The following is a 15,766-nucleotide window of genomic DNA, read 5'->3' as shown; positions in this document are numbered from 1 at the left end:
CGCTCGGCTTTGCTCGAGGATGTGACGTTGGTGGCTGCTGACGACGAGAAGTACATGGAGTACCTGAAGCGGGTGACGACCGAGCTTCGGCAGACCCGTCGCCAGCTTCGCGAGGCCGAGGGCAGGGACCAGGAACCCATCGCCATCGTCGCGATGAGCTGCCGCTACCCCGGCAGCGTGCGTACTCCGGAAGACCTGTGGCAGCTGGTCGCCGAGGGGGGAGACGCCGTCTCCGACTTCCCGGCCGACCGGGGCTGGGACGTCGACGCGGCCTACGACCCGGACCCGGAGAAGCCGGGGTCGATCTATGTCCGGGAAGGCGGCTTCCTCCATGACGCGGGGTACTTCGACCCGGCGTTCTTCGGCATGAGCCCGCGGGAGGCACTGGCCACCGACCCCCAGCAACGCCTGCTCCTCGAAGTGGCCTGGGAGGCCTTCGAACGCGCGGGCATCGACCCCACCTCGGTGCGCGGCGCCAACGGCGGAGTGTTCGTCGGCGCCGCCACCTCCGGGTACGGCGTCGGCGTGTCCGACCTCCCTGAAGGCGTACAGGGGCTGCTCCTCGCCGGCAACGCCACGTCCGTGGCCTCCGGCCGGATCGCCTACACCCTCGGCCTGGAGGGCCCGGCCGTCACGGTCGACACGGCGTGCTCCTCGTCGCTGGTCGCCCTGCACTGGGCCTGTCATGCCCTGCGCCGGGGCGAATGCGATCTGGCGCTGGCCGGCGGGGTCGCCGTGATGTGCACCCCGGCCATGTTCTTCGAGTTCAGCAGGCAGCGAGGCCTCGCGGCCGACGGCCGTTGCAAGCCGTTTTCCGACGATGCGGACGGCACCGGATGGTCGGAGGGCGCCGGCATGCTGCTCGTCGAGCGGCTCTCCGACGCGCGGAAGAACGGCCATCCGGTACTGGCCGTCGTCCGGGGGACGGCCATCAACTCCGACGGTGCATCCAACGGCCTGACCGCACCCAACGGTCCCTCACAGCAGCGGGTGATCCGGTCCGCGCTGTCCCGGGCCGGACTGACGCCGAGCGAGGTCGACGCCGTCGACGCCCACGGGACGGGTACCTCGCTGGGTGACCCCATCGAGGCCCAGGCCCTGCTCGCCACATACGGAAAGGACCGGGCGGACAACGGGCCCCTCCGGCTCGGCTCGCTCAAGTCCAACATCGGCCACACCCAGTCGGCGGCCGGCGTCGGCAGCGTCATCAAGATGGTCATGGCCATGCACCACGGCACACTGCCCAAAACGCTGCACATCACCGAGCCGTCCCGGCACATCGAGTGGACGGCCGGAGACGTCGAGGTGCTGACCGAGGCGATGCCCTGGGCGCCGGACGGACACCCGCGCCGCGCCGGGGTCTCCTCGTTCGGCATCAGCGGAACCAACGCCCACGCCATCATCGAGGAGGCACCGGCGGCCGAGGACACCCCGGCACCGGAAGCCGACGGCGAGCCCGCCCGCACCCTGCCCCTCGTCCCCTGGGTGGTGTCCGCCCGCAGCGCGGACGCTCTGCGTGCACAGGCAGCACAACTGCTGGCACGGGTCAAGCAGGACGAGCTGGACCTGACCGACGTCGGTCATTCCCTGACCACCACCCGGACCGCGTTCGAACACCGCGCCGTGGTCCTCGCCGAGGACCGGGCCGCGGCCCTGCGCGGCCTGGAGGAACTGGCCACCACGGGCGCCGAGGGACCGAACGCCGACGTCGTGGGCGGCCGTACGCTGCGCGGTGCCACCGCCTTCCTCTTCACGGGACAGGGCGCCCAACGTGCCGCAATGGGACGGGAGTTGTATGCCGCGTTCCCGGCCTTCGCCGCGGCGTTCGACGAGGCGTGCGCGCTCCTCGACACTCAGCTGGAACGCCCCCTGCGAGACGTCCTCTTCGGCGAGGACCCCGACGCCCTCCACCGGACGGCGTTCACCCAGCCCGCGCTCTTCGCCGTCGAGGTCGCGCTCTACCGGCTGGTCGAGTCCTGGGGCCTCAAGCCCAAATACCTGGTGGGGCATTCCATTGGCGAGTTGACGGCCGCGCATGTGGCGGGCGTGCTGTCGCTGAAGGACGCCTGCCGGCTGGTCGCTGCCCGCAGCCGGTTGATGCAGGCATTGCCGGCGGGCGGGGCGATGGTGTCGCTTCAGGCGTCGGAGTCCGAGGTGCTGCCGCTGTTGGAGGGGTTCGAGCAGCGGGTGAGTGTCGCTGCGGTGAATGGTCCGCAGTCGGTGGTGATTTCGGGTGACGAGTCGGCGGTTTCTGAGGTCGCCGGACGTTTCGAGTCCGAGGGCCGGAAGGTGAAGCGGCTCCAGGTCAGCCATGCCTTCCACTCGCCCCTGATGGAGCCGATGCTCGACGAGTTCCGGGCGGTTGCGGAGAGCGTGGCATACGCGAAGCCGCGTATCCCGGTGGTCTCGAATGTGACCGGCGAACTCGCCACTGCGGAGGAGTTGGCCTCTGCTGATTACTGGGTGCGGCATGTGCGTGAGGCCGTCCGTTTCGACGACGGTGTCCGTTGGCTCGCAGAGCACGGCGTGACCCGGCTCCTGGAGCTGGGCCCCGGAGGCACGCTCACCGCGATGGCACAGGCCTGCCTCTCGGACACCGGGGACGACGACACCGAGCGGGTGTTCCTCGCCTCCCTGCGGACAAACCGGCCCGAGACCACGTCGCTGATGTCGGCGGTGGCCGGTGCCTTCGCGTCGGGCGCACCGATCGACTGGGCCGCGTACTTCGCGGGCACCGGGGCGCGGCGGGTGGATCTGCCCACCTACGCGTTCCAGCGCGAGCGCTACTGGCTGGAATCGACGGGCGCCACACCCGAACCGCGCGAGCAGTCTGCCGTGAGCGACTGGCGGTATCGGGTGGAGTGGAAGCCGTTGGCGGCGCAGTCGGGTGGGGCGCTGGGTGGTCGCTGGCTTGCGGTGGTGGCAGCGGGAGATGCGTATGCCGAGGCTGTGGTGGAGGGGCTGGCGGCGTGTGGTGTGGCGGTTGAGCGGGTGGAGTGTGTCGCGGGGGAGGTGGACCGGAGGCTGTTGGCTGAGCGGGTGCGTGCGGTGGCTGGTGAGGAGCCAGTCGCTGGGGTGCTGGTGGTGGGCGCGGCGGATGCGGTGCGTACTGCTGTGGTGGTGCAGGCGTTGGGTGATGCGGGTGTGGGTGGGCGTGTGTGGGTGGTGACGCGGGGGGCTGTTTCGGTGGGTCGGTCGGATGGTGGGCCGGATCCGGCGGGTGCGGCGGTGTGGGGTTTGGGTCGGGTGGCGGCTTTGGAGTTGCCGGACCGTTGGGGTGGTCTGGTGGACCTTCCGGAGGCGGTGGACCGTAGGGCTCTTGATCGGCTTGTGGGTGTTTTGGCCGATGGCTCTGAGGATCAGGTGGCGGTGCGGGCGTCGGGTGTGTTCGGGCGAAGGCTGGTGCACGCTCCGGCTCCAGCTGGGGATACGGCTGGTGGTTGGCGGCCGCGGGGGACGGTGTTGATCACGGGTGGTACGGGTGCGTTGGGTGCCCGTGTGGCGCGTTGGGCGGCCGAGCGGGGTGCGGAGCATGTGGTCCTGACGAGCCGTCGTGGCCCGGATGCTCCCGGTGCGGCCGAGCTGGAAGCGGAGCTGTCTGCCCTTGGGGTTCGGGTGACGGTGGCGGCCTGTGATGTCTCGGACCGGGATGCGGTCGAGAAGTTGTTGTCGGGGTGTGTGGTGGATGCGGTCGTTCATGCGGCGGGTGTGGTGGATTCGGTTCCGTTGGGTGAGGCGGATGCGGGTCATTTTGGTGAGGTGATGGGGGCGAAGGTTGCGGGTGCTGTGGTGCTGGATGAAGTGCTGCGGGATCAGGTGCTGGATGCGTTTGTGGTGTTTTCGTCGATTGCTGGTGTGTGGGGGAGTGGTGGTCAGGGGGCGTATGCGGCGGGGAATGCCTTCGTTGAGGGGTTGGTGGAGGCACGTCGTGCGCGGGGTGTGGTGGGTTGTTCCGTGGCGTGGGGTCCGTGGGCCGGTGGCGGTATGGCTGGTGTGGAGGGCGCGGAGGAGCATCTGCTGCGCCGTGGACTGAGGGCGCTGGATCCCGATCTTGCTGTCTCGGCGTTGGAGTCGGCGGTTGGTGCGGGTGAGGGTTCGGTGGTGGTGGCTGATGTGGCGTGGGAGCGGTTCGCTCCGGCGTTCACGAGTGCTCGGCCGAGTCCGTTGCTGGAGGACCTGCCGGAGGTTCGGGCTGCGTTGGCTGCCGGGGCCGCTGGTGAGGATTCTGGTGTGGTGCGGGAGCGTTTTGCGGGGCTGTCGGCTGTGGAGCGGGACCGGGCGCTGCTGGAGCTGGTGCGTACTCACGCCGCAGCGGTCCTCGGCTACCACAAGCCGGAGTCGCTTGAAGCACGTTCTGCCTTCCGGGACTTGGGCTTCGACTCGCTGACCGCTGTGGAGTTGCGTGGCCGGCTGAACACGGAAACCGGGCTGCGGCTGCCCGCCACCGTCGTCTTCGACTACCCGACGCCGGTCGATCTGGCACGGTTCTTGGGCGATGAGCTGTTCGGGACCGGGACGGACACGGCATCCGATCTGCCGGTGATGGCGTCCATCGCGGACGACCCGGTGGTCATCGTCGGGATGAGCTGCCGTCTTCCCGGTGGGGTGGCCGGTCCGGAGGACCTGTGGCGGCTGGTGGCCGGAGCCGAGGACGCGATCTCCGAGCTCCCCAACGACCGCGGCTGGGACCTCGACGCTCTCTACGACCCGACCCCGGGACAGCCTGGGAAGAGCTACTCGCGCCATGGCGGATTCGTCAGCGGGGTTGACCGGTTCGACCCGGCGTTCTTCGGCATCAGCCCACGTGAAGCCGTCGCGATCGACCCGCAGCAGCGGCTGCTGCTGGAGACCTCCTGGGAGGCGCTTGAGCGTTCCGGCATTGATCCGCAGACGTTGCGGGGGAGCCGGGCCGGGGTCTTCGTCGGTTCCAACGGCCAGGACTACCCCGCCCTGCTGCTGAGCACCCCGGAAGGCCAGGACGGCTATCTCGGTACCGGGAATGCGGCAGCTGTGGTGTCGGGCCGGGTGTCGTATGCGCTGGGTCTGGAGGGGCCGGCGGTCACGGTGGACACGGCGTGTTCCTCGTCGCTGGTCGCCCTGCACTTGGCGGTGCAGTCCCTGCGCTCGGGTGAATGTGATCTGGCGCTGGCCGGCGGTGTGACCGTGATGTCGACGCCGGGTGCGTTCATCGAATTCAGCAGGCAGCGCGGCCTTGCTGCTGATGGCCGGTGCAAGGCGTTCTCGGATGCTGCGGATGGCACCGGTTGGGCTGAGGGCGCTGGTGTGTTGGTGGTGGAGCGGCTGTCGGATGCGCGGCGCAAGGGTCATCGGGTGTTGGCCGTGGTGCGTGGCAGTGCGGTGAATCAGGATGGTGCGTCGAATGGTCTGACGGCGCCGAACGGTCCTTCGCAGCAGCGGGTGATCCGGCAGGCGCTGGCCGGTGCGGGACTCTTGCCGTCGGATGTGGATGTCGTCGAGGCGCACGGTACGGGGACGGCGCTGGGTGACCCGATCGAGGCGCAGGCGCTGCTTGCGACGTACGGCCAGGACCGGGACGCCGACCGGCCGTTGTGGCTGGGGTCGGTGAAGTCGAACATCGGGCATACGCAGGCGGCTGCGGGTGCGGCGGGTGTCATCAAGATGGTGCTGGCGTTGCGGCACGGCATCCTTCCGCAGACTCTGCATGTCGATGAGCCGTCGTCGCATGTGGACTGGTCGGCCGGCAACGTACGACTGCTCACCGAGGCTGTGGCGTGGCCGGAGGGGGAGCGGCTGCGTCGGGCCGGGGTGTCGGCGTTCGGTGTGAGCGGCACCAACGCGCATGTGGTGATCGAGCAGGCTCCGGTGGAGGAGAGCGCAGAAGCCCGGCCGGTGGGCGGTGTGGGTGTGGTGCCGTGGGTGGTGTCCGCGCGGAGCCGGGAGGGGCTGCGGGCGCAGGCGCAGCGGTTGTTGGCGCATGTGGAGGCCCGGCCTGAACTCGGCGCGCCTGAGGTGGGGTTCGCCCTGGCCACGACACGTTCGGCGTTTGAACACCGGGCCGTCGTCCTCGGCACCGAGCGCAGTGCGCTGATCGACGGACTCAGGGCGCTGGCCACAGGGGGCGAAGCCGCTTCCGTGGTGAGCGCCCTGGCTGCGCCCGAAGCGCGACTGGCTCTGCTGTTCACCGGGCAGGGCGCGCAGCGGTTGGGGATGGGCCGGGAGCTGTATGACGCCTTCCCGGTGTTCGCCGATGCTTTTGACTCCGTCTGTGCGCACTTCGACGGCGAGTTGGCGACTCCGCTGCGGGACGTGGTGTTCGGTGACGAGGCCGGACTGCTGCATCGGACGGGGTTCACTCAGCCGGCGTTGTTCGCGGTGGAGGTGGCGCTGTTCCGGTTGGTGGAGTCGTTCGGTGTGCGGCCCGACTTCCTGATGGGGCATTCCATCGGTGAGGTGGTGGCTGCTCATGTGGCGGGCGTGCTGTCACTGGAAGACGCCTGCCGGCTCGTGGCGGCCCGTGGCCGGTTGATGCAGGCGCTGCCGGCGGGTGGCGCGATGGTGGCGCTTCAAGCCACTGAGGATGAGGTGTTGCCGCTGGTGGAGGGCCAGGAGCAGCGGGTGGGTATCGCCGCGGTGAACGGTCCGCGGTCGGTCGTGGTCTCCGGTGAGGAATCCGCGGTGGCGGAGATCGCCGGTCGTTTTGAGTCCGAGGGGCGGAAGGTGAAGCGGCTCCAGGTGAGTCATGCCTTCCATTCCCCGCTGATGGAGCCGATGCTCGACGAGTTCCGTGCCGTCGCGGAAAGCGTGTCGTACGAGGAACCTCGTATCCCGGTGGTGTCGAATCTGACCGGCGAACTCGCCGCACCACAAGAACTGATGTCCCCTGACTACTGGGTGCGGCACGTCCGGGAAGCGGTCCGCTTCGCCGACGGAGTACGGCGGCTGGAGCAGCAGGGCGTGACCCGGTTCCTGGAGATCGGGCCCGACGGCACTCTCACCGCCATGGCACAGGGCTGCCTCGACGGTGACGTGGATGCGGATCCGGACGCGGGCCATGTCCTTATCCCCACCCTGCGCGGCGACGACCGCGGGGAGATATCCGCGGTACTCTCCGCCGCCGGGCGAGCATTCGCCCACGGCATCGCCATCAACTGGCAGACCTTCTTCCCCACTCCCGCCCCCACTCCCACCCCCATCGACCTCCCCACCTACGCCTTCCAACACCAGCGCTACTGGCCCCGGTTCACGGGCCTGCCGACCGGGGACCTCGGTTCCGCCGGGCTGGTGTCCGCGCAGCACCCCTTGCTGGGTGCTGCCGTCTCCCTGGCCGGCAGTGTGGGCGGCACGGGCGGTACGGACGGCTCGGACAGCGTGTACGGGCCGGCCGACGGCGGCGCCGTGGTGTTCACGGGGCGGGTGTCCGTCGCTGCGCAGCCCTGGCTCGCCGAGCATCGCGTCGCGGGCTCCGTCCTGCTCCCCGGTACCGCCTTCCTGGATCTGGCCGTCCGTGCCGGGGATCAGGTCGGTTGCGGGCAGGTGGAGGAACTGACGCTGCAGGCGCCGCTGGTCCTGCCGGAGCCGGGTGCCGTACAGCTCCAGGTGGCCGTCGGGGCCGCGGACGAGACCGGGCGCCGGACGCTGAACGTCTACTCCCGGCCGCAGGATGCGCAGGCCGGCCAGTCATGGGTGCGCCATGCCGTCGGCGTACTCGCCACGGACGGCGCGGAGCCCGGGGCGGACCTGTCCCAGTGGCCGCCCGCCGGTGCGGAGCCCGTCTCCGTCGACGGCCTGTACGAGGCGCTGACGGCAGCGGGGTTCGGCTATGGGCCGGCCTTCCGTGGTCTGCGTCAGGTATGGAGCCGTGGTGACGAGCTGTTCGCCTCGGTCGAACTTCCGGAGAGTGCCGCCCCCGAGGCGGCCGGCTTCGGGCTGCACCCGGCGCTGCTGGATTCGGTGCTGCATCCACTCGGACTCGTGGAGTCGGACCGGGCGGACGAGAGCCGAGGCAGGCTGCCCTTCTCCTGGTCAGGGGCGACCCTGCACGCGTCCGGAGCGTCGGTGCTGCGTGCCCGGCTGTCCGTGAACGGTCCCGACTCGGTCGCCCTGGAGCTGTCCGACGCCTCGGGCGGACCCGTCGCGACGATCGACTCCCTGGTCCTGCGGCCGGTGTCGGCCGACGGGATCGCCCAGGCCAAGGCGGGCGGGCAGGACACCGCGCTGCACACGATGGACTGGATCCCGCTGCCGGAGCCCTCCGGGGCCGGCGGGCCCACCGTGCCCGCGGTAACCGTTGATGCGGTCGTCGATGTGTGCGACGGCGTCGACGGCCGGCTCGACGGGTCCGCGATCGGCGCGTCCGTCTACCCGGACCTCGCGTCGCTTCCCCGGGACGAGGTGCCTTCCCACGTCCTGCTGCGGCTGGACGCTCCTGATGGTGACCCGGCCGCCGCCGCGCATATCGCGACCCATCGGGCGCTCGCGCTGCTCCAGGCATGGCTGGCCGAGGAGCGGTTCGCCGCGGCCCGGCTGGTCGTCGTCACCCAGGGCGCGGTCACCGTGGACGAACGGCGACCGGACCCGGCGCCGGCCGCCGTGTGGGGGCTCGTCCGTGCGGCGCGTTCGGAGCACCCGGACCGGTTCACGCTGGTCGATCTGGACGGGGCGAGCGAGTCCCTGGCCGTGCTCCCCGCCGCACTCGCCTGCGACGAGCCCGAACTGGCGGTACGCGCCGGGCAGGTGTACGTCCCGAGGCTCAGCAGGCACGTACGGCCGGATGCGCTGCCGGTGCCCGGGGAGAGCGGGGCGTGGTGCCTGGACATCGCGGAGAAGGGCACGCTGGAGAACCTGCACCTCGTCGAAGTGCCCACGGCCCAGGCCGAGTTGGGCGCCGGGCAGGTGCGGATCTCGGTGCGTGCCGCCGGTCTGAACTTCCGGGATGTGCTGAACGCACTCGGTATGTACCCGGGTGACGCCGTGGCGCTGGGGATCGAGGGCGCCGGGGTGGTCACCGAGGTCGGTCCGGGAGTGACCGGGTTCGCTCCGGGCGACCGGGTCATGGGGCTGTTCACCCAGTCGTTCGGTCCGCTGGCGGTGGCCGATGCGCGCACCCTCGCCCGCATTCCCGAGGGCTGGTCGTTCGCGCAGGCGGCGTCGGTTCCGGTGGTGTTCCTGACGGCCTACTACGCGCTGGTGGAACTCGGCGACGTGCAGGCGGGCGAGTCGGTGCTGGTGCATGCCGCCGCGGGTGGCGTCGGCATGGCCGCGGTGCAGCTGGCGCGGCATCTGGGCGCGGAGGTGTTCGGTACCGCGAGTCCGGGCAAGTGGGAGACGCTTCGGTCTTCGGGTCTGGACGAGGCGCATATCGCCTCGTCCCGTGATCTGGACTTCGAGCGGTCCTTCCTGGCGACGACCGCCGACCGGGGAGTGGATGTGGTGCTGGATTCCCTGGCGCGGGAGTTCGTGGACGCCTCGCTGCGGTTGTTGCCGCGGGGCGGGCGGTTCCTGGAGATGGGCAAGACCGACATCCGTGATGCACAGGAGGTCGCGGCCGCGCACGAGGGCGTGCGCTACCAGGCGTTCGATCTGTTTGACGCCGGTCCGGAGCGGATCGGGGAGATGCTGACGGCGCTCGTCGGCCTCTTCGAGCAGGGCGTGCTGCGGCCCCTGCCGCTCACCGCGTGGGACGTAAGGAAGGCCCCCGAGGCATTCCGCCACCTCAGCCAGGCCAAGAACGTCGGCAAGGTCGTGCTGACCATGCCGGTGCCCCTCGATCCGGAGGGGACGGTGCTGGTCACGGGTGGGACGGGTGGTCTGGGCGCGCTGGTGGCCCGGCATCTGGTGACCGAGCATGGGGTGCGTCATCTGGTGCTGTCCAGTCGCCGGGGGCCGCAGTCTCCGGGCGCCGCCGCGCTGCGCGACGAACTCGCCGCCCTCGGCGCCGAGGTCACCGTCGCCGCCTGTGACACCACTGACCGCGAGGCGCTGCGCGGGCTGCTCGGCTCCGTACCGGTGCGGCATCCGCTCACCGCGGTCGTGCACACGGCCGGGGTGCTCGATGACGGCGTACTGTCCTCGCTGACGCCCGAGCGGCTGGATACCGTGCTCGCGCCGAAGGCGGACGCGGTGAGCGCACTGCAGGAGCTGACCCGGGACGAGGACCTGGCCGCGTTCGTCGTCTTCTCCTCGGTCGCCGGTATGTTCGGCGGCTCGGGGCAGGGCAACTACGCGGCGGCGAACGCCTTCCTGGACGCGTTCGCCCAGGCCCGGCACGGCCTCGGGCTGCCTGCCACGTCACTCGCGTGGGGTCCGTGGGCGCCAGGTGCGGGGATGACCGGCGAGCTGGCGGATGCCGATCTGCGGCGCATGGCGCGTGGTGGCATGGTGCCGTTCACGGTCGAGCAGGGCATGGCGGCGTTCGACGCCGCATTCCGTACTGCTGAACCGGTGTACGCCCCCGTACGGCTCGACCACGCGGCGCTGCGGGCACCGCACTCCGCACCGCCGGCCCTCCTGCGTGGTCTGGTGACCGGGTCCGCCCGGCGCTCGGCTGCGTCGGCGGCCCCCGGTGACGCGGCGGAGAGCCTGCGGACCGGGCTGGCCGCGCTGCCGGCCGCCGAGCGGGAGCCGGCGGTACTGGAACTCGTCCGTGCGCAGGCAGCGCTTGTGCTCGGGCACGCCGGCCCCGAAGCCGTCGAGCCCGCACGGGACTTCCGCGGCCTGGGCATCGATTCGCTCACCGCCGTCGAGCTGCGCAACCGGCTGGGCGCCGCGACCGGTCTGCGGCTGCCGGCGACCCTCGTCTTCGACTACCCGTCGCCGGTGGTGCTGGCCCGCCATGTGTGCGCCGAGCTCTTCGGAGACGGTGAGGCGGCTGCCGCCCCGGTCGCTGTGGCAGGGCAGCCGGCGAACGGCGAGGAACAGCTGGCCATCGTTGCCATGAGCTGCCGGTTCCCGGGAGGGGCGGGCAGCCCGGAGGAGTTCTGGCGGCTGCTGGCCGACGGCGTGGACGCGCTGTCGCCCCTGCCGGCCGACCGGGGCTGGCAGACCGACGGCGAGGCCGGCCGGGTTGAAGGCGGTTTCCTCCACGACGGCGGTGACTTCGACGCGGACTTCTTCGGCATCTCACCGCGTGAGGCGGTCACCATGGACCCGCAGCAGCGGCTGCTGCTCGAAATCTCATGGGAGGCACTGGAGCGGGCCGGTATCGACCCGGCGGCGCTGCGCGGCAGCCGCACCGGGGTGTTCGCGGGGACGAACTACCAGGGCTACGGCTCGGCCGCACACACCCTGCCCGAGGGCAGCGAGGGCCAGTTGCTCACCGGTCATGCCACCAGTGTGACGTCCGGCCGGGTCTCCTACGCCTTCGGCCTCGAAGGCCCCGCCGTCACCGTCGACACGGCGTGCTCGTCGTCGCTGGTGGCGCTGCATCTGGCCGCACAGGCACTGCGGCTCGGGGAGTGCGATCTCGCCTTCGCGGGCGGGGTGACCGTGATGGCCACTCCGGGTGCCTTCGTGGAATTCGGCCGGCAAGGGGGGCTGGCGGGCGACGGGCGGTGCAAGGCATTCGCCGACGACGCGGACGGCACCGGCTGGGGCGAGGGCGCGGGAGTCGTCCTCGTCGAGCGGCTCTCCGACGCGCGGCGCAACGGACACCCGGTGCTCGCCGTGCTCCGTGGGTCCGCGGTCAACCAGGACGGGGCGTCCAACGGTCTGACAGCGCCCAACGGCCCCTCCCAGCAGCGGGTCATCCGGGCGGCACTCGCCAACGCCGGCCTCGATGCCCATGAGGTCGACGCGGTCGAGGCACACGGCACCGGGACGTCGCTGGGCGATCCGATCGAGGCACAGGCGCTGATCGCCACCTACGGCCAGGACCGCGAGCCGGACCGGCCGTTGTGGCTGGGGTCGGTGAAGTCGAACATCGGGCACACGCAGGCGGCCGCGGGTGTGGCGGGTGTGATCAAGATGGTGCTGGCGCTCCAGAAGGGCGTACTGCCCCGCACACTGCACGTCACCGAGCCCTCTTCCCACGTCGACTGGTCGGCCGGCGAAGTGCGGCTGCTGACCCGGCCCGTGGAGTGGCCGCGGTGCGAACTGCCGCGCCGGGCCGCCGTGTCCTCGTTCGGGATCAGCGGCACCAACGCGCATGTGGTGCTCGAACAGTACGGGGCGGCAGACGGTGGACCCGCCGGGGCCACGACTCCCGACAGCGGTCCGGCCGACACCGCCCGCGCCGGACAGGACGGGCCCGGCGGTCCGCCGGGGCCCGTCGTCTGGCCGCTGTCCGCCCGGTCCGCCGCCGCACTCCGCGACCAGGCGAAGCGGCTGCGCGCCCACCTCACCGACCACCCGGACCTGCCCGTACACGATGTCGGGCACGCGCTCGCCACCACCCGGGCCGCCTTCGACCACCGGGCGGCGCTGGTCGCCGAGGACCGGGATATGTTCCTGAAGGGCCTTGCCGCGCTGGCCCGCGGGGAGGACTCGGCGGAGCTGGTGCGCGGGCGGGCGGACACCGGCGGAAAGCTCGCCTTCCTGTTCAGCGGCCAGGGCTCCCAGCGCGCCGGCATGGGACGCGAGCTCTACGATCGGTTCCCCGCCTATGCGACGGCGTTCGACGAGGTCTGCGCGGAGTTCGACCGCCACCTCGAACGGCCGCTGCGCGACCTGGTCTTCGCGGACGAGGGCACGCCCGAGGCCGCGCTGCTCGACCGCACCGCCTACACCCAGCCCGCACTGTTCGCCGTGGGAACGGCACTTCACGCGCTCGTCGGATCGTGGGGGATCAGGCCCGATGTGCTGATCGGCCACTCCATCGGAGAGCTGACCGCCGTGCATGCGGCCGGGGTGCTGACCCTGGAGGACGCGTGCCGGCTGATCGCGGCCCGCGGGCGGCTGATGCAGGCACTGCCGGAAGGCGGCGCCATGATCGCCGTACAGGCCGCCGAAGAAGAGGTGCTGCCCCTGCTGGCGGGCCGGGCGGACCGGGCGGGGATCGCCGCGGTGAACGGGCCGTCGGCCGTCGTCGTCTCCGGTGCCGAGGACACGGTCACCGAGATCGCCGGAGAGCTGGCCGAGCGCGGACGAAAGACTAGGCGTTTGCGGGTCAGCCATGCGTTTCACTCTCCCTTGATGGAAGCGATGCTGGAGGAGTTCGGCGAGATCGCGCGGGGCGTGCGCTACGCACCGCCGCGTCTGCCCGTCGTCTCCAACCTCACCGGGGAACCGGCGGCCGACGCCGACCTGACCTCGCCCGCCTACTGGGTGCGGCAGGTGCGGGAGGCCGTCCGCTTCGGTGACGGCATCCGCCGCCTGGAGGCCGAGGGAGTACGGACGTATCTGGAGCTGGGGCCCGACGGCGCCCTGGCGGCCCTGGCATGGGAGAGCCTGCGCGAGCCCGATGAGGACACCGCCGCACTCCCCGTCCTGCGGCGCGAACGGCCCGAGGCACGCAGCGCCCTGCAGGCCGCGGCGCGATTGCATGTGCGCGGTCTCGGGGCAGGGCCCGCCGCGCTGTACGGCGAGGGGGCGCGCCCTGTCGAGCTGCCCACCTACGCCTTCCAGCGCCGCCGGTACTGGCTGGAGCCGGCCGGTCCGCAGACCGGGACGGACCCGGCGCAGACGGTGGACGACCAGTTCTGGGCCGCGGTGGAACACGCCGACCCGGGCGAACTGGCCGAGCGTCTCCACCTGGCCGGTGACGCCCCGCTGAGCGACGTTCTGCCCGCGCTGTCCTCGTGGCGCAACGAGCAGCGCGAACGCACCGTCGCCGACGGCTGGGAATACCGCGTCACCTGGCGGCCGGCCGCCGATGCCCCGACTCCCGTGCTGTCCGGCACCTGGCTGCTCGCCTTCCCCGCGGGCCGCGGCGGCCGTGCCTGGGAGACGGCGCTCGCGGCCGGGCTCACCGCCCATGGGGCGGCCGCGGTCATCCCGGTCGAGATCGACTGCGGCCGCGCCGACCGCATGTCGCTCGCCGGCCAACTGGGCCCGCTGCTGGGCGAGTCCGGCCCCCTGGACGGGGTGCTGTCACTGCTGGCCACCGACGAGGAGCCGCATCCGAGCCGGCCCGCCACGCCCGGCGGACTCGCCGCGACGCTGGCCCTCGTCCAGGCCCTCGACGACCTGGGCTCCGCCGCACCGCTGTGGTGCGCCACCACCGGCGCAGTGGCGGTGCGGGAGCGCGAGGCGGTGCCGTCCCCCGTACAGGCCGCGGTCTGGGGCTTCGGACGGGTCGCCGCGCTGGAGCAGCCGCAGAGCTGGGGCGGTCTGGTCGATCTGCCCGCGGAGCCCGATGAGCGGGCCGTGGAGCGGCTCTGCGCGGTACTGGAAGCCGGGCCGGGCGAGGACCAGGTCGCCGTACGCGGCTCGGGTGTGTTCGTCCGGCGGCTGGTCCGGGCCCGGACCGGGGGCACCGGACCCGGCACCGAAGAGCCGTGGGCGTGTGCCGGTACCGTCCTGGTCACCGGAGGCACCGGTGCGCTCGGCGCACACATCGCCCGCCGGCTGGCCGACCGGGGTGTCGCACACCTGGTACTGGCCGGCCGACGCGGTGCGCGGGCCGAGGGCGCAGCCGAGCTGCGGGCCGAACTGAGCGCCCGTGGCATCCGGGTGACGCTCGCCGCCTGCGATGCCGCCGACCGTGAGGCGCTGGCACGGCTGCTGGCCGAGCATCCCGTCGATGCCGTGTTCCACGCCGCGGGCGTGCTCGACGACGGGCTGATCGCCGGGCTCGACGGTGCGCGCCTGGACGCCGTGCTGCGGTCCAAGATGGCGGCCGCGGCGCACCTGCACGAACTGGCCGACGACCGGACGCCGTTGGTGCTGTTCTCGTCCTTCGCCGGCACGGTGGGGGCGACCGGCCAGGCCAACTACGCCGCCGCCAACGCCTATCTGGACGCCCTCGCCCAGCACCGGCACGCCCTAGGCCTGCCGGCCGCCTCCCTCGCCTGGGGGCCGTGGGCCGGCGCCGGCATGGCGGCCGGAACCGCAGGTGACGAGCAACTGGCAGAGCGCCTCACCCGGGGCGGTATGAGCCCGCTCGACCCGCGGCTCGCGGTCGACGCGCTGGAGCGGGCACTCACCCGTGGCGACACCACGCTGACCGTGGCCGATGTGGACTGGGCGCGGTTCGTACCCGGCTTCACGTCGGTGCGGCCCAGCGCGCTGTTCTCCGACCTGCCGGAGGCCCGGCAGGCGGTCCCGGAAAGCGAGTCCGCGGACAGTGGCCGGCCGGGCGGTCTCCAGGCGCTGCGCGCGCAGTTGGCCGGGCGGAGCGAGGCGGACCAGGAACGCGTCCTCGCCACCCTTGTCCGCACCCATGTCGCCGGCGTCCTCGGGCATGACTCCGTGGACGCGATCGACCCGAAGCGGGCGTTCAGCGAGCTGGGCTTCGACTCGCTCATGGCCGTCGAGCTGCGCAACCGGCTCGGTCTCGCCACCGGCACCCAGCTGCCCGCCACGCTGCTGTTCGACCATCCGACCGCTGCGGCCCTCGCCCGTCATCTGCGGACGCAGGTCGCGGCGGGGGACACGGCCGGGGCGCTGCCCGCGCTCGCCGAGCTGGACCGGTTGGAGGACGTGCTGGCCGACGTGGCGCAGGACGATCCGCAGCGGGCCAGGATCGCCTCCCGGCTGCAGTTGCTGCTCGCGAAGTGGCACGAGCAGGAGGACACCGACGCGGAGGTGACGGACGACGCCGGGGTGAGCGACCGGATCAACTCCGCCACCGCGGACGAGATCTTCGACTTCATCGACAACGACCTCGGCATGTCATGAGACGCCGGCC

At 71.9% G+C, this 15,766-nt stretch carries 1 protein-coding gene; it reads left to right on the top strand.

Features of this window, described 5'->3' with window-relative positions:
• Window positions 1-54 precede the first annotated feature (54 nt).
• The gene (locus tag NUT86_RS03370; protein ID WP_274740365.1) at window positions 55-15,756 is read left to right on the top strand and encodes a type I polyketide synthase; all 15,702 of its coding nucleotides are present in this window, start codon (window positions 55-57) and stop codon (window positions 15,754-15,756) included.
• The last annotated feature ends 10 nt before the right edge of the window (window positions 15,757-15,766 follow it).

The organism is Streptomyces sp. G7(2002), assembly GCF_028870195.1.
GTDB classification, from domain to species: domain Bacteria; phylum Actinomycetota; class Actinomycetes; order Streptomycetales; family Streptomycetaceae; genus Streptomyces; species Streptomyces nigrescens.
This window is presented reverse-complemented; position numbering and strand designations above follow the sequence as displayed.